Genomic DNA, 15,579 nt, shown 5'->3' on the forward strand with positions numbered 1-15,579 from the left:
TGCAAACAAGATAATAGGGTATCGCGCGTTATTAATTATCTCGTCGCAACGCTGATAAGCAGCAACACGGCCAGGACCACCACCGCGCCTTTCCACATCCGTAATTGCCGAATATTACTGTCCGCTACCGGTTTATTGCTGCGTACCGGGCGGCGCAGTGCGTCGCGAAATTCTGCCGCATCGGTAAACCGCAATTTCGGTTGCCGTTGCAGGGCTAACTGCAAGACGTTGTTGATCCAGAGCGGAATAAACGCATTGTGGCCTTGCAGGGGAGGAAGCGGGCGGTGCACCGATTTTTCATAACGGCCTTGCCAGGGCAGGGCGCCGGTGAGCATTTCATGAATAATCACGGCGGTGGAGAACAGGTCGCTCTGCTCACTGGGCGCTTCGCCTTCCACCAGTTCCGGCGCACTGTAGTGCCGGGTCCCTAACGGAATGCTGGCGGTGTGCTGTTCCATGCCGCGGCAATGGCAGCTGCCAAAATCCACGATGCGGACCAGCCCCTCGGTATCCACCATGATGTTGTCCGGTTTCAGGTCGCCGTGAATCACATCGGCACGGTGCAGGGCCCGCACGCCATTGAGTAATTGATCGGCCAGATACAGTTTTTCCTCAACCGGTGCATCCGGGTGTTCCTTTAACCACTGCTTCAAGGTCACACCGTCGATAAATTCCAGGTGTTGGTACAAACACGATGGGTTGTCGGGCACGGGCAGGGCATGGAGTAAATGCGGGTTGCGTAACCGATTGCCCACCCAGCCTTCCATGACGAAACGCTCCAGGGCATCGCGGTCATCTTCCAGATTCACCGATGGCGTTTTCAATACCGATTGTTTGCCGTCGTTGTCTTCCACCAGATACAAGTGGCTGCGCACACTGGCATAGAGCTCCCGTTTCACGGTAAAGCCGTCGATACGGATACCGGCAGACAGTGGCGGGGGAAGCGGCAGGTTGCCACGCTGTTTCAGGGTTTCATCGGCACTGGCATCGGGCAAGCCTTCCACGTGCAGTACCTGGCAGCTGAGGTTGTCATCACTGCCGTTGGCCAGCGCCGCTTCCACCAGGGTTTGCGCCGCCAGTTCCGGCTGGTTGGCGCCACGCAAAATACCCTGCATGCGTGAGCGAGTGAGAAAGCCGTGCACGCCATCGCTGGTTAGCAGATAGACATCGCCCACTTGCAGATCGCTGTTGCTGTAATCCACATCCAGACGTGTGTCACCGCCCATAACGCGGGTCAGTACCTGTCGATTCTCGCCGATCATGCGGCTGTGATCCCGGGTCAGGCATTCCAGCTTGTTGTTGCGCAGGCGCCAGACACGGGAGTCGCCCACCTGAAAGATGTGGGCGGTGCGTGAACGCAAAATCAACAGGGACAGTGTGCACAGATGACTTTCCCCGGCCAGGGTTTGTCGGCAGAGCCAGCGGTTCAGGGCTTCCAGCACCCGCTGGGCAGAGCGGGGCACGCTCCATAGTGCCGGGGTGGCGTAGTAATCGCTGATAAAACCGAGCACACAGGATTCCGCCGCTTCCCGGGCCGCGCCCGCACTGGACAGGCCATCGGCCAGTGCCGCCACAATGCCCTTGGTGCGCATCAGCGAGCCTTCCGGTATCTGCATGGCTAGGGCGTCCTGATTATGCAGCTTGGGGCCGCTGTCACTGAATTGGCCGATACGCACCCGTGGGTGCAGATCCGGTTCGACCGGGGGGGCTGCCATGTTTGCCGGGGCGGTGGACGCATCCATCGTGTTGGCTCCTGTGCCGTTAACGAGCGGTTCTTGTTTGTCTATGGGGTGGGCCGGCATCCCTGCCGGCCTGGTCGCTACTTCGGAGGGAAAACGTTATCCCACCTCAATCAGCTGAACATTGCCGTCGTCATCAATTTCCGCAATGTGACCCTTGGGTTCGTCCAGGAACTGAACCGCGGCCAGAGACACTGCCGCGCTGGCGGCAATCACCAGGAAGAACGTGGACGGATCGACGAACGTGAGCACGGTCAGGAAGATCACCGCACCGGCATTGCCGTAGGCGCCGACCATGCCGGCAATCTGTCCGGTGAGCCGGCGTTTGATCAGTGGCACGGTGGCGAACACGGCGCCTTCACCGGCCTGCACGAAGAACGAGCAACACATGGTGGCGATCACGGCCAGCGCGATGGGCCAGCTGCCAGCAATCTGGCTCATCATTCCGTAGCCCACCATCAGGCCACACAGCATGATCGCCAGGGATTTCTTGCGGCCAAACTTGTCAGAGACCCAGCCGCCGCCCGGCCGTGCGACCAGGTTCATAAAGGCGTAGCCAGACGCGAGCAGGCCGGCGGTCACTGCAGACAGGCTGAAGGTGTCGGTGAAGAACAGCGGCAGCATGGAGACCACGGCCAGTTCTGAACCAAAGGTCACCATGTAGGCCAGATCAAGAATGGCCACTTGCTTGAAGCTGTAGCGGTCGTGTTCCTCGACGCCGGTTTTCAGGCGTTCATGGTTAACGCGCCAGGCCTGCCCCAGCTGCACGACTGCCAGGCTGACGATCAGCGCGGCCAGCATGATTTGCGTGGTGGTACCGAACAGATCCAGATTACTGGGGCCCAGGCGCCATACAATCACCAGCAGCGCGATATACAGCGGCAGGCTCATCAGCAGGTAGAAAAACAGGTCCTTGCGGCTGCTGACTTCCAGTGCACTGGCTTTTTTTGGTTTGAAATAGGAGGCGCCCGCCGGGGTGTTGCGAGCCCGCCACAGGAAGAAAACACCGTAAGCCATCGCCAGTGCACCGGTGCTGGCAATTGCCAAGCGCCAGCCATTGTCACCGCCGAACAGCAGCGCCACGGTAGGAAGCGTAATGGCCGCAGCGGCAGAGCCGAAGTTGCCCCAGCCGCCATAGATACCTTCGGCCAGGCCCACTTCCCGGGCCGGAAACCATTCACTGATCAGGCGGATGCCGACCACGAAGCCAGCCCCCACAAAACCCATCAGCAGGCGGGTGACTGCCAGCTGTTCAAAGGTGGTCGACAGGGCAAAGGCCCAGCAGGGAAACGCGGCGAGTATCAGCAACAGGCCGAACACCCGCCGTGGGCCAAAGCGATCCACCAGCGAACCAATCACGACGCGGGCAGGAATCGTCAATGCCACGTTAAGAATCAACAGCGCCTTGATCTGTTCTGCACTTAGATCGAAGGCTTCGCGCAGGTGGCCCATTAAGGGCGCGTGGGAGAACCACACTACAAAGGTAATAAAGAAAGCGAGCCAGCTCAGGTGCAACAGCCGGATGCGTGGCGCGGAAAAATTCAGCAGGTTCAGCTTGTCGGCGCTCATGGTATCTCCATACACGGAAGCATTGATGACAAGTGTGGATAAAGCAATCTGCGTGCCAGTTTGTAACGTTATGATTTTAATGAATTAATTTTGTTTTCTTGTGCGTTTTCAGCAAGCGGGGTGCCTGTTGGTGAAACGACAAGCTGTAGGGTGGTGCACGAAAAGTGTTCGTGATTGGGGCATTGCTCCCTACCCACAGAACCGGGATGGAGCCCCGGTCCTGTGGGTGGAGGATGGATGAGAGGCGCGATGAAGCGCGCGCATGTGGGGCCATTCAGCTCACTTCGATTAATTGAACGCGGCCATCTTCATCCACCTCTGCAATGTGCCCCTTGGGTTCGTCCAGAAACTGGACGGCAACCAGTACGGCGGTGGCACAGGCGGCGATTACCAGGAAGAAGGTACTGGCATCCACAAACGTCAGGGCGGTGAGAAAGACCACGGCGCCGGCGTTGCCGTAGGCGCCGACCATGCCGGAAATCTGCCCGGTAAGGCGGCGTTTGATCAGCGGCACAGTGGCGAAAATGGCACCGCCGCCGCCCTGAATAAAGCAGGAACAGACCATGGTGGCCGCCATGGCGAGAAGCACAGGCCAGCCGCTGTTGATCTGGCTGAGCAGCACAAAACCCATTAACAAACCGCAAAACAGAATAGTCAGGGATTTCTTGCGGCCAATGCGGTCAGAAAGCCAGCCGCCACCGGGGCGCGCCACTAAATTGGTGAAGGCAAAGGCGGACGCCAGCAATCCGGCGGTAACCGGAGTGACTTCGCTGAACGTGTCGAGGAAGAACAACGGCAGCATGGAATTCACTGCCAGTTCCGAGCCGAACGTAATGAAGTAGGACAGGTTGAGAATGGCCACCTGCTTGAAGGGATAGCTGTCCTGTTCCGGGGCGCTTTGCTGCCAGCGTTCGCGATTGACCTGCCATATCTGTGATAACTGAATGGCGGCCAGCAAACTGACAGCGACGATGAAAATGGCCTGGGTGCTGTTGTCGTACAAGCGGAATCCTGCCGGGCCCAGCCGCCACACAATAATGTACAACGCGATGTACAACGGCAGGCTGGCGCCAATATAGAAGAACAGGTCACGCCGGTTGCTGACTTCCAGCGCACTGGCTTTTTTCGGTTTGAAATAGGACGCGCCGGCGGGGGTATTGCGCGCGCGCCACATAAAGAACAGCCCGTACAGGAAGGAGATAAAGCCGGTGCTGGCCACCGCCCAGCGCCAACCGTCTTCGCCACCAAAAAACAGGGCCAGGGTGGGAAGTGTGACGTAAGAGGCAAAGGCACCGAAGTTCCCCCAGCCGGCATAAATACCTTCAGCCAGGCCCACCTCCCGGGCGGGAAACCATTCACTGATCAGGCGAATGCCGACCACGAAACTGGCGCCCACAAAACCCAGTAGCAAGCGGCTGATCGCCAGCTGCTCGAAGCTGTTGGACAAGGCAAAGGCCCAACAGGGCAGGGCCGCACTCATCAGTAGGGTGGAGAAAACCCGCCGCGGGCCAAACTGGTCCACCAGGGAGCCGATCACCACGCGTGCCGGAATCGTCAGGGCCACGTTCAGAATCAGTAGTGCCTTAACCTGTTCGCCGGTCAGGTCGAAGACGTCGCGCAGGTGCCCCATTAAGGGGGCGTGGGAAAACCACAGGGCGAAACTGATAAAGAACGCCACCCAACTTAAATGGAGAAGGCGGATTCGTGGCAAGGAAAAATTCAGAAGATTGAGTCTATCTGCGCTCATGACTACTCCATGCATGGGCGATTAACGGTGGGGGGTTGCGAGCAACTCCTGTGCCAGCCAGTTAACTGTTTGATTTGTCTTGGGTAAGCGGTGTTGTTGCGAGGGAAATGCACCGGCTGTGCGCAAAGGGAGAGCGCGATTGTGGTTCATATCGGTGCACATAAAAGTGCATTCATCTCGTGCACTGGCGCATTAAAAGAAAGCAGGTTTTTTGTGGTTATTCGGAAAAAAAGAGAATAAATCCATAAATTACATAGAGTTATAAAGTTGGCATAGGGATTGCTGTAGTGCGGGTGTCAGTTACGCACCGCGAGGGTGAGCCTTATGGCAAAGCAACAACTTCTTCTGATCGGCCACGGGATGGTCGGACAACGTTATCTGGAGTCTCTGGTGGCCCAGGGTGGCCGGGAGCACTTTGATATTACGGTACTGTGTGCCGAGCCGCTGCCGGCCTATGACCGCGTAGGGCTGACCAGTTACTTTTCCGGCAAGACCGCCGACGACCTGTCGCTGGTGCCGGAAGGCTTTTTTGAAGAGCACGACATTACGCTGAAACTGAATACCAAGGTGGACGCGATTGATCGGGCTGCTAAAACGGTCACCACCAACACCGGTGAGAGCCTGCCTTATGACAAGGTGGTTCTGGCCACCGGTTCCTATCCGTTCGTGCCGCCGATTCCCGGTAATGATCGCGATAACTGCTTTGTGTACCGCACCATTGATGACCTGGATGCCATGATTGCCGCCAGTAAAACCGGCAAGGTGGGCACGGTTGTCGGTGGCGGCCTGCTGGGCCTGGAAGCGGCCAAGGCGCTTCACGATCTGGGCCTGGAGACCCACGTGGTGGAATTCGCCCCGCGCCTGATGGCCGTGCAGGTGGATGATTTTGGTGGCGGTTTGCTGAAAGACAAGATTCAGGAACTGGGCGTCACCGTGCACACCAGCACCGGCACCCAGGACATCGTGGATGGTGAACACTGCACGCACCGCATGAATTTCGGTGACGACCAGCATCTGGAAACCGATGTGATTGTCTTCTCTGCGGGCATTCGTCCCCAGGACGAACTGGGCCGGGCCTGCGAGCTGGCCATTGGTGAACGCGGCGGCATCGTGGTCAACAACCATTGTGTCACCTCCGATGAGCACATCTATGCCATTGGCGAAGTGGCGTTGTGGGAAGGTCGCATCTTTGGTCTGGTGGCGCCGGGTTACCAGATGGCCGAGGTGGCCGCTGAACACCTGATGGGCAAAGCCGAACAGGAATTTGCCGGTGCGGACATGAGCACCAAGCTGAAACTGATGGGCGTGGATGTGGCATCCATTGGTGATGCCCACGGCAATACGCCCGGTTGTCGCAGCACCGTGTTCATGGACCAGACAGCCGGTGTCTACAAGAAGGCGGTAATCAGTGAGTGTGGCAAGAAACTGCTGGGTGCTGTGTTGGTGGGCGATGCCGCGGATTACGGCAACCTGTTGCAGCTTTGCCTGAATGAAATGGACCTGCCCGGTGACCCGTCTGCCCTGGTAGCACCCATGTCAGATGGTGCGCCGCTGCTGGGCGCCGATGCACTGCCTGACACAGCGCAGATCTGTTCCTGTAATAACGTTTCCAAAGGCGATTTGTGTGCCGCCATCGACGGTGGCGCCCAGACCGTGGGCGACCTGAAAGCCTGCACCAAAGCATCGGCTACCTGTGGCGGTTGTTCCGCGCTGGTGAAGCAAGTGCTGGACAGCGAGCTGGAAAAACGCGGTGTGGAAGTGAACAACCACATTTGCGAACACTTCGCGTATTCCCGTCAGGAAATCTATCACCTGGTACGCGTCGGGCAGATCACCACCTTTGACGAGCTGCTGGAAAAACACGGTAGCGGTGACGGCTGTGACATCTGTAAGCCGACCGTGGCCAATGTGCTGGCTTCCTGCTGGAACGACTGGGTGCTCAACAAACCCCATGCCGGGCTGCAGGACACCAACGACTACTTCCTGGGCAACATGCAGCGCGACGGCACCTATTCCATCGTGCCGCGCGTGGCGGGCGGTGAAATCACCCCGGACAAACTGATCGTGCTGGGGGAAGTGGCCAAGCAATACGACCTTTATACCAAGATCACCGGCGGCCAGCGGGTGGATTTGTTCGGTGCCCGTGTCGAGCAGTTGCCGGAAATCTGGAAAATCCTGGTGGATGCCGGATTCGAAACCGGTCACGCCTACGGTAAATCCCTGCGTACGGTGAAATCCTGTGTGGGGTCCACCTGGTGTCGCTATGGAGTGAAAGACTCCGTAGGCACCGCCATTCAGGTGGAAGACCGCTACAAGGGCTTGCGTAGCCCGCACAAGATCAAGATGGCGGTGAGCGGCTGTACCCGTGAGTGCGCGGAAGCGCAAAGCAAGGACGTGGGCGTGATCGCCACCGAGAAAGGCTGGAACCTGTATGTGTGCGGTAACGGCGGCATGCGTCCGCGCCATGCGGATCTGTTCGCGTCGGATCTCACCGATGAGCAGCTGATTAAAACCATCGACCGTTTCCTGATGTTCTACATCAAAACGGCGGATCGCCTGCAGCGCACCAGCGTCTGGCTGGAAAACCTGGAAGGCGGACTGGACTACCTGAAAGACGTGATCCTGAACGACTCCCTGGGCATGGGCGACGAACTCGAAGCGCAGATGCAGCACGTGATTGAGACCTATCAGTGCGAGTGGAAGTCCACCATTGAGGATCCGCAAGCGGTGAAACGCTTTAACCACTTCATCAATGAGACCGCCGAAGCGGATGACAACCTGGCCTACGTGCGTGAGCGCGGCCAGCGTCGTCCCGCCTACGAGCATGAACGCATCGAACTGGTCGAGGAGGCGTAAGCCATGAACAGCGCAGTGACCGTGGAATGGAAAGCAATCTGCAGCGTTGACGACGTATTGCCGGGCACAGGAGTGGGCGTGCGTCTGCCCTCTGGGCAGGCGGCATTGTTCCGCACCCGTGATGGCAATTTCTATGCGTTGGACAACATGGACCCGTTTAGCCATGCCAACGTACTCAGCCGGGGACTGCTGGGCTCATTGGGTGACAAACGTGTTGTCGCCTCACCGCTGTACAAGCAGCACTTTGAGCTGGAAACCGGGCAATGCATCGAAGACGACAGCGTTAAGCTGACCGTGTACCCGGTGCGTGTGCAAGGTGATGTGATCGAACTGGCCACCCCGGCCTGAAACAAATCGACAGGACGACGCGCGCATGAAGCGACTGGTTGTAGTGGGTAATGGCATGGCGGCTTGCCGCCTGCTGGAAGAGCTGACCCGCCTGGCACCGGATCTGTATCAGATCACGGTGGTGGGGGATGAGCCCTTCGCCGGCTATAACCGCGTCATGTTGTCGCCGCTGTTGGGTGGTGGCACCGATGAGAAAACCATTACCACGCACCCGCACCAGTGGTATCGGGATCGCAATATTCGTTTGATTACCGGCACCCCGGTGGTGGCTATTCATCGCCGCCGCCGGCAGGTGGAAACCGCCGCCGGGCACCTGCTGGATTATGATCGGTTGTTGCTGGCGACAGGTGCGGCACCGCGCCAGTTGCCGGTGGAAGGTGTCACCCTGGATGGTGTTGTCAGTTTTCGTGACTTGTACGACGTGCGCCGGTTGTTGTCGCTCCCGGCTGCCCGGGTGGTGGTTGTGGGCGGCGGTTTTTTGGGTCTGGAAGCCGCGGACGCGCTGGTGAAGCAGGGGCACGACGTGACTCTGGTCCACAGTCGCGGCCATCTGCTCAACCAGCAGCTGGATGAAAGTGCAGGGCATCGCCTGCAACAGGACCTGGAGGCCCGCGGGCTCAAGTTCGTCATGCAGGCGCGTACCCAGTCCATCGAAGACAACGGCCAGGGCGCGGTTGCGGCTGTGCACCTGGCAGATGGCCAGCGGTTGCCCGCGGATTATGTGGTGCAGGCGGTGGGCATTGTGCCCCGTGCCGAGCTGGCCGCCAGTGCCGGGCTGACCGTGAATCAAGGGGTGCGGGTGGATGACACCCTGCAGACCTTTGATCCGGCCATCTATGCCATCGGTGAGTGTGTGGAGCACCGCGAGCGCACCTTTGGCCTGGTGGCGCCGCTGTACGAGCAGGCGTCGGTCTGTGCCAGCCACCTGGCCGAGCTGGGCCATCGCCGTTATCTGTATGCGGATTCCGCCACACGATTAAAAATTTCCGGTATCGATCTGGTGTCCTGTGGCGATTTTCTCGGTGACCGGGGCAAGGGAACAGAGCAGGGGGAAACCCTGCAGCTGAATCTGCCCGGCAGCTACCGGCGTGTACAGATTCGCGATAACCGTGTGGTCGGCATGGTGTTGTACGGCGATGTGTCTGACGCCCCGTTTTTCGAAAAACTGTGGAAAGAAAAGACGGACATCGGCGCGCTGCGTGAAGCCCTGTTGCTGGGCGAGGTTTTCTGCAAACGCCCCGGCGACAGTGATGAGCATTCGGAGGAAGTCGCTGCGTGAGTGTTGAAGCGAAGATCCAGGAAACGGAGCCAAAGAACGCCCCGTTATCTACCTGTACGACCTGCCCGTACTGCGGCGTCGGTTGTGGTATCCGCACCGACGGCGTAACCCTGAAAGGGGACACGCAGCACCCGGCCAATGCCGGGCGGCTATGCGTCAAAGGCTCATCGGTACTGGAAACCCTGGGTGATCAAGATCGCCTGCTGAATCCGGAAGTGGATGGCGAAGTGGTGTCCTGGGACCAGGCGCTGGATGAAGTGGCAGGGCGCTTCCGGCGTATCGTTGACGAACACGGCCCGGATGCCGTGGCGTTCTACGTTTCCGGCCAGCTGCTGACAGAAGATTATTACGTGGCCAACAAGCTGATGAAGGGCTACATCGGCAGCGCCAATATCGATACCAATTCCCGCCTGTGCATGAGCAGCGCTGTGGTGGCCCACAAGCGGGCGTTTGGTGAAGACGTGGTGCCCGGCTGCTACGAAGATCTGGAGCTGGCGGATCTGGTTATCCTCACCGGGTCCAATACCGCCTGGGCGCATCCCATCGTGTACCAGCGCATCGTGGCCGCCAAACAGGCGCGCCCGGATATGAAAGTGGTGGTGATTGATCCTCGCCGCACGGCTACCTGTGACCTGGCTGATCTGCATCTGGCCATTCGCCCGGGGCAGGACGTGCCGCTGTTCAATGGCCTGCTCACCTGGCTGGACGACAACAAGGCGCTGGACCAGGCCTACATCGATGCTCACACCGAAGGCTTTCAGGCCACCCTGGAGACTGCCCGCAGACAGGGCAACGATTGGGAAGCACTGGCCGCGAAGATGGGCGTGAGCAAGGTGGACCTGACCACGTTTTACCACTGGTTCGCCGCCTGCGAGCGCACGGTCACCGTGTTCTCCCAGGGCGTGAACCAGGCCCGCAACGGGTCTGACCAGGGCAATGCCATTATCAATGCCCACCTGGCCACCGGCCGTGTCGGCAAGTCCGGCGCCAGCCCGTTTTCAATCACCGGCCAACCCAACGCCATGGGGGGCCGGGAAGTGGGGGGGCTGGCCAATCAGCTGGCCGTGCACCTGGATATCGATAACCCGGCGCACCACGCCGCCGTGGCGGACTTCTGGCAGGCGCCGGCGTTGGCCACAAAAAATGGTCTTACAGCGGTTGAATTGTTCGAGGCGGTTTCCAGCGGCGAGGTGAAAGCCGTGTGGATCATGGCCACCAACCCGGTGGACTCCCTCCCGGAAGCGGACAAGGTACGCCAGGCCCTGATGGCCTGCGACACCGTGGTGGTGTCCGACTGCGTGGCCAGCGGTGACACGCTTGCCTGCGCGGATATTCGCTTGCCGGCCCTGGGCTGGGGCGAGAAATCCGGTATGGTCACCAACTCAGAGCGATGCGTATCGCGCCAGCGGCCATTTGTGCCAGCCCCCGGGCAAGCGAAAGCAGACTGGTGGATTATTACCGAAGTGGCTCAACGCATGGGCTTTGCCGACGCTTTTCCCTACCAGCATGAACACGACATTTTTGCCGAGTACTCGGCGCTCACCGCGGTGGCTGGCCAATTTGGCAAGCGGCTGGATTTGACCGGAGCCGCGGATCTGAGCGCCGACCAATATGCCCAGTGGCAGCCACAGCACTGGCCGCTGAACGGCGACCCTCGCTGCTATGCCGACGGCCAGTTTTCTACTCCCAGTGGGCGGGCCCGTTTTGTGAGCTGTGAAAATCCACCCGCGCGCCAGATCGGTGATGCCTTCCCGATTATTCTCAACAGCGGGCGGATTCGGGACCAGTGGCACACCATGACGCGCACCGGCCGTGCCGGGCGTCTGTTTGCCCACCTCAGCGAGCCCTTTGCGGCGTTGCATCCCCAGGATATTGAGCGTTACCGGCTGCAGGAGGGCGGCTTCGTGCGCCTGACCAGCCGTGTCGGTGATGCGTTGGTGCGGGTCACCCGCGATACCGGGCAGCGCCCCGGCACCGCGTTCATGCCCATGCACTGGACCGATCAGTTTTCTCGCCGCGCCCGGGTGGATGCCCTGGTGCCGGCACGTCTGGATCCGCATTCCGGCCAGCCGGCGTTCAAGCATACGCCGGTGAATGTCAGCGACTGGCAACCCCGCTGGCATGGCTGGTTGTTCACGGCGGCGTCCCCACCCGCCGTGGAGTACTGGGCCCGAGTTCCCGTCGATGCATTTTTGCAGGCGGGCCAGGTACAACGCTATCGGCTGGCCGGCGATGCGGACCTAACCGAACAACAGCTTCACGACTGGCTGCCCCAGGCTGCCCAGTGGCTGGCGCTGAACGATCCCGCCACGGGACACTACCGGCGCGCGGCGCTGGACAAGGACGGCCACTTGCTGGCCTGGCTGGCCATCGGCGAAACCCTGCCAGTGTGTGATGTGGATTGGCTGGCAGACTGTTTTGCTGTGGAGGCGGACATCCAGCACATGGCGATCCTGGCCGGGCAACCGGCGGATGCCGGCCCGGATCTGGGGCCAGTGATTTGCAGTTGTTTCCAGGTCCGTCAGAAAACCATCGAGGGTGTGGTGGAAGAGGGCGCGGATTCCGTGGAAGCCATTGGCAAAGGCTGCCAGGCGGGCACCAATTGTGGCTCCTGTATTCCGGAGCTGCGGGGCTTGCTGGAAACCTGCACCAGCTAAGGAGCCTCTGCAAAACCCCTTGCATGCTCAGCCTGGAAGACCCGAAGGGCGCGGCCTGAAGCGCCCATCTGCTGCGTCTTGCCTCTAGGAAAGGGAACCACCCTGTCCGTCGAGACAAGTCACAACAGCTGCACGCTTCAGGCCACGCTGAGCACGTAAGGGATTTTGCAGAGGCTCCCTAATTCTTATTTTCTCCCTGGCATCATTTTGCTTGTAACGCGGGTTCCCGTTTCGCATCTTATCCACTGATTCGAAACGGGAACGACGATGAAAAGCCTTAAATCACTGTTTATCTCCACGTTTATTTCCCTGGCGGTGTTCACCACCGGCATGGCGCTCTGGCAGCTGTTTACCGGTGGCGGCTGGCCGTGGGCGGTATTGCTGCTGACCTGTGTCCCCTCGGTGGGATTCTTCAGTTATCTGTTCGTATTGAAGCCGGCTCGCACCAGCGAGAATTTGCCAACGGTATTTTGGCCGACCTTGCTGGGTACGCTGGCGGTCATCAGCCTGGCATTGGCCGGGCAGGCCTGTGTGGTGATGGTTAGCCTGGCGATTCTCAACCTGCTCGGGGTGCACGCTTATATCCGCTGGTATAGCCGCTACGGCACTCGCGAGGCGAATGTGGCACTGGGTGAATCGTTGCCGGCCGTCACCTTCACGAACCTGGAGGGCAAGCCGGTAACCGTGGCGGATTATGCGGGCCAGCCAATGGTGATGCTGTTCTTCCGCGGCAACTGGTGCCCGTTGTGCATGGCACAGATTCGTGAAGTGGCAGCGCAATATCAGTCACTGCAGGCCCAGGGGGTTCGGGTGGCATTGATCAGCCCGCAATCCCATAGCCAGTCTGCGGACCTGGCGAAGCAATTTCAGGTGGACTTCGAGTACCTGCGTGATGATAACAACCAGGCGGCGCGAGCCCTGGGCATTATGGATGCCGGCGGTACCCCGGCCGGGTTGGAAGCGCTGGGTTACGACAGCGATACGGTCATGCCAACGGTGTTTATCGTCGATGCCGAAGGTCGGCTGGTGTATCAACACCTGACAGACAATTACCGGGTCCGCCCGGAGCCTGACCTGTTTATTCAGGTGTTGCGCGAGAAGGGCCTGATTGACAGTTAAAAGCAGGGGCGAGCTACGAGCTACGAGCTACGCTCGCTTCGATAAAGAAAGGCGGAAAAGTTCCTCAGCAGCTGCTTTTCTACGAAGCTGCTGTAGGAGCACCGTTTAGGGTGCGAACCGAGCGAAGCGAGAACATCGTCCGCAGGACGATCAAAGCTAGAAGCTAGAAGCTAAAAACCTGCCGCTTTCTTTAATCATCCGGTCCTTTCAGGGAAAGCTTCGGTAATTCTTCACCGCATTGCAGGCAAAAGCGGGCATCGGGCTCGTGGGAATGGCGGTGGCATCCTGGGCATTCACGCTCATAGCGCATGCTCACGCGGGCGGCGGAAATCTCGGCGGTCACAATCCCGGTGGGCACGGCAATAATCGCATAACCGGTGATCATGGCCAGTGAGGCGATAAGTTTCCCCAGGCCTGTCTGCGGTGAAATATCCCCATAGCCAACCGTGGTGATCGTCACAATAGCCCAGTAAATGCTCTGGGGAATACTGGAAAAACCATTCTCGGGGCCTTCCACCACATACATCAGGCTGCCGAAAATAATAATCACCACGAACACGGAAAACATGAACACGGCGATCTTGCGTCGGGTGCGGATCAAGGCAATACCCAACTGGTTGGCCTCGCCCATGAACTTGGCCAGTTTCATCACCCGGAATACGCGCAGTACGCGCAAGGCCCGGATGGTGAGCAGGTAATTGGAGCCGGGGATCAGCAGGCTCAGGTAGGTGGGGATAATCGACAACAGATCCACAACGCCAAAAAAGCTGCGTGCATAACGGAGCGGTCGTTCGCTGACCCACAGCCGGATGGTGTATTCAATCGTAAACAGAATGGTGAAGAACCATTCGGCGGCGTACAGCGCGACACCGTATTCTTCGTGCAGGCTGGACACACTGTCGAGCATCACGGCAATAACACTGCCCAGAATCGCCACAATCAGAATGATGTCGAATAACTGCCCGGCGGGGGTGTCGGTGCCGAAAATAATGTGTTGCCAGCGTTGCCGCAGGGTTTCCATACGCGGGTTGAATCCTTGACCGTGGATGAACAAAGTGTGACTTATTGTGGCTTGTTCAAGCCGGGATGACCACTTAGGCTCAAGTCTCCATTGTGGGACGGCCAAAAGCATGGCAGACAACAACAAGAAACATTATCCGGCCCGGAGCTGGCAAGGAAAAGTGATCACCCGGACCATCAAGGGTGTGGTCAAACCGGTGGTCAGCCGTATCCGTTTTAGCCGCCGTTTCATGAAATTCTCTCAACTGGGGTTTGATGCCGTTACCCTGGCTTTACCAGTGCCTTCGTCAGTGCATATTGCCCGCGCTCATATGGGGGGCGTCCCCGGTGAGTGGTTGATTGCCGGGCGCAACGTGCGCAGTAATCGGGTGGTGCTGTATTTTCACGGCGGTGCCTATTTTTTCGGATCGCCCCGTTCCCATCGGGCGGTGACCTGGCGACTCAGCCGCGAGTGCCGCGCCAAAGTGCTGGCGCTGGATTATCGCCAGCCCCCGGACTGGGCCTACCCTGCACCCCTGGAAGATGCGGTGCGCGCTTACAAGGCGTTGCTGGATACCGGTTACCGGCCGGAGCATATCGTGCTGGCGGGGGATTCCGCTGGTGGCAATCTTTCCCTGGTCACCTTGCTGCGATTGCGTGAACTGAATCTGCCGTTACCTGCTGCGGCTGTGCTGATCAGCCCCTGGGGCGATCTCACCTGCAGCGGAGAGAGTATTCATCGCAACGCAGAAAGCGATCCGTTGATCCCGCTTGGCGCATTGCGCTTTGTGGCCAAGTCTTACAGCCGGGGCCAGGATGCTGCTGCGCCCTTGCTGTCCCCCGTGTTTGCCGATTACACCGGGTTGCCACCATTGCTGATTCAGGTGGGCAGTACCGAGGTGCTTTACAGTGATGCGGTGCGGGTGGCGGACCAGGCCGAGCGGGCGGGGGTAGAGCATACGCTGCAGGTTTGGGAGCAGATGCCCCATGTGTTCCATGCCCTGGCCGCCTGGTTGCCCGAGGCTAGTATGGCACTGCGCGAGATTGGCGTATTTGTAAATGCCAGGCTAGGCCACAGTGATGAGGCTGCCCATGTACGGGCCCGTGCGCAGATTGCCGGAGGCAATTCCTGGCGCTCTGCCAAGGGGTAATTCCGCAGACTGTAATCAAAAAGTTGTCTTGAGCCTTGTTCAGACACTAATGGGTAACGCTGGCTACGCTTGTTAACAGTCTACCAACCTCCTTGCTCTACAGCAGATTGCACAT

The 15,579-nt window shown here is 59.2% G+C and carries 10 protein-coding genes; 6 read left to right on the top strand and 4 right to left on the bottom strand.

Features of this window, described 5'->3' with window-relative positions; genetic code table 11:
- Window positions 1–35: 35 nt before the first annotated feature.
- The 3 genes from ADG881_RS00560 to ADG881_RS00570 form a co-directional block, all read right to left on the bottom strand.
- Complete coding sequence (locus ADG881_RS00560; protein WP_007150977.1) at window positions 36–1,742, bottom strand: bifunctional protein-serine/threonine kinase/phosphatase; 1,707 nt, start codon at window positions 1,740–1,742, stop codon at window positions 36–38.
- Window positions 1,743–1,838: 96 nt separating this feature from the next.
- Complete coding sequence (locus ADG881_RS00565; RefSeq protein WP_007150069.1) at window positions 1,839–3,308, bottom strand: NarK family nitrate/nitrite MFS transporter; 1,470 nt, start codon at window positions 3,306–3,308, stop codon at window positions 1,839–1,841.
- Between the two features lie 274 nt (window positions 3,309–3,582).
- On the bottom strand, window positions 3,583–5,055 hold the full coding sequence (locus ADG881_RS00570; RefSeq protein ID WP_083787438.1) for a NarK family nitrate/nitrite MFS transporter: 1,473 nt from the start codon (window positions 5,053–5,055) through the stop codon (window positions 3,583–3,585).
- Window positions 5,056–5,379: 324 nt separating this feature from the next.
- Between ADG881_RS00570 and nirB the strand changes: the two genes are divergently transcribed.
- The 5 genes from nirB to ADG881_RS00595 all read left to right on the top strand — a co-directional run bounded on the left by nirB (window position 5,380) and on the right by ADG881_RS00595 (window position 13,314).
- Window positions 5,380–7,911 (top strand): nitrite reductase large subunit NirB, encoded by a 2,532-nt coding sequence (gene nirB / locus ADG881_RS00575; RefSeq protein WP_007150926.1) that lies wholly within the window; start codon window positions 5,380–5,382, stop codon window positions 7,909–7,911.
- A gap of 3 nt (window positions 7,912–7,914) precedes the next feature.
- Window positions 7,915–8,259, top strand: a complete 345-nt coding sequence (nirD, locus tag ADG881_RS00580; RefSeq protein WP_007151458.1) for a nitrite reductase small subunit NirD — start codon at window positions 7,915–7,917, stop codon at window positions 8,257–8,259.
- Window positions 8,260–8,284: 25 nt separating this feature from the next.
- Window positions 8,285–9,538: an NAD(P)/FAD-dependent oxidoreductase gene (locus tag ADG881_RS00585; RefSeq protein WP_007148938.1), complete on the top strand. Its 1,254-nt coding sequence runs from the start codon at window positions 8,285–8,287 to the stop codon at window positions 9,536–9,538.
- Window positions 9,535–12,195: a nitrate reductase gene (locus ADG881_RS00590; RefSeq protein ID WP_007150388.1), complete on the top strand. Its 2,661-nt coding sequence runs from the start codon at window positions 9,535–9,537 to the stop codon at window positions 12,193–12,195. Before ADG881_RS00585 ends, ADG881_RS00590 begins: the two co-directional genes overlap by 4 nt.
- 267 nt (window positions 12,196–12,462) lie before the next feature.
- Window positions 12,463–13,314 carry a peroxiredoxin gene (locus tag ADG881_RS00595; RefSeq protein WP_007151376.1) on the top strand — a complete coding sequence of 284 codons (852 nt, stop codon included), beginning with the start codon at window positions 12,463–12,465 and terminating at the stop codon, window positions 13,312–13,314.
- Between the two features lie 190 nt (window positions 13,315–13,504).
- Here ADG881_RS00595 and ADG881_RS00600 read toward each other — a convergent pair whose 3' ends face one another.
- Window positions 13,505–14,335, bottom strand: coding sequence for an ion transporter (locus ADG881_RS00600; RefSeq protein WP_007149174.1), 831 nt, complete (start codon window positions 14,333–14,335; stop codon window positions 13,505–13,507).
- A 109-nt stretch (window positions 14,336–14,444) separates the two neighbouring features.
- Here ADG881_RS00600 and ADG881_RS00605 point away from each other — a divergent pair, with 109 nt between their 5' ends.
- Window positions 14,445–15,464 (top strand): alpha/beta hydrolase, encoded by a 1,020-nt coding sequence (locus ADG881_RS00605; RefSeq protein WP_007150954.1) that lies wholly within the window; start codon window positions 14,445–14,447, stop codon window positions 15,462–15,464.
- Window positions 15,465–15,579 lie beyond the last annotated feature (115 nt).

This window comes from Alcanivorax sp. DG881, from assembly GCF_000155615.1.
Classification (GTDB): Bacteria; Pseudomonadota; Gammaproteobacteria; order Pseudomonadales; family Alcanivoracaceae; genus Alcanivorax.

What these genes read in the sequence shown, in the direction of transcription:
- nirD (WP_007151458.1), top strand. Translation starts at nt 7,915, where the DNA reads ATGAACAGCGCAGTGACCGTGGAATGGAAAGCAATCTGCAGCGTTGAC.
- ADG881_RS00585 (WP_007148938.1), top strand. Translation starts at nt 8,285, where the DNA reads ATGAAGCGACTGGTTGTAGTGGGTAATGGCATGGCGGCTTGCCGCCTG.
- ADG881_RS00595 (WP_007151376.1), top strand. Translation starts at nt 12,463, where the DNA reads ATGAAAAGCCTTAAATCACTGTTTATCTCCACGTTTATTTCCCTGGCG.
- nirB (WP_007150926.1), top strand. Translation starts at nt 5,380, where the DNA reads ATGGCAAAGCAACAACTTCTTCTGATCGGCCACGGGATGGTCGGACAA.
- ADG881_RS00565 (WP_007150069.1), bottom strand. Translation starts at nt 3,308, where the DNA reads ATGAGCGCCGACAAGCTGAACCTGCTGAATTTTTCCGCGCCACGCATC.
- ADG881_RS00570 (WP_083787438.1), bottom strand. Translation starts at nt 5,055, where the DNA reads ATGAGCGCAGATAGACTCAATCTTCTGAATTTTTCCTTGCCACGAATC.
- ADG881_RS00560 (WP_007150977.1), bottom strand. Translation starts at nt 1,742, where the DNA reads ATGGATGCGTCCACCGCCCCGGCAAACATGGCAGCCCCCCCGGTCGAA.
- ADG881_RS00600 (WP_007149174.1), bottom strand. Translation starts at nt 14,335, where the DNA reads ATGGAAACCCTGCGGCAACGCTGGCAACACATTATTTTCGGCACCGAC.
- ADG881_RS00605 (WP_007150954.1), top strand. Translation starts at nt 14,445, where the DNA reads ATGGCAGACAACAACAAGAAACATTATCCGGCCCGGAGCTGGCAAGGA.